The organism is Stenotrophomonas sp. SrG (assembly GCF_050031795.1).
Classification (GTDB): domain Bacteria; phylum Pseudomonadota; class Gammaproteobacteria; order Xanthomonadales; family Xanthomonadaceae; genus Stenotrophomonas; species Stenotrophomonas rhizophila_A.
This window is the reverse complement of record NZ_JBNBBE010001158.1, coordinates 1-238: the sequence shown is the minus strand read 5'-3', so window position 1 is coordinate 238 and position 238 is coordinate 1. Positions and strand designations below refer to the sequence as shown.

The following is a 238-nucleotide window of genomic DNA, read 5'->3' as shown; positions in this document are numbered from 1 at the left end:
GCCAAGGCGTACAGCACCGTGCTGGCGCGTATTGTCGCGCCGCAACATGGAAAAGTAGAGCTAAACTTACTGAACCATCTTTAGCGGAACTTAAGACGATGCGCATCGACCATGCCCAGCTCCGCGCCTAGGCGGCGGTGATCCGCGAAGGCAGTTTCGACCGGGCGGCGCAGTCGCTCAATGTCACCGCCTCCGCGGAGTCGCAGAGGGTGAAATCGCTGGAAGACCTGGTCTGGCG

The 238-nt window shown here is 60.9% G+C and carries 1 protein-coding gene; it reads left to right on the top strand.

All coding sequences use genetic code 11. The features are described 5' to 3' along the window. Nucleotides 1-137: 137 nt before the first annotated feature. Nucleotides 138-238 (top strand): LysR family transcriptional regulator (locus ACQG3P_RS23100; RefSeq protein WP_426806347.1); only part of this gene is annotated, 101 nt, incomplete at its 3' end.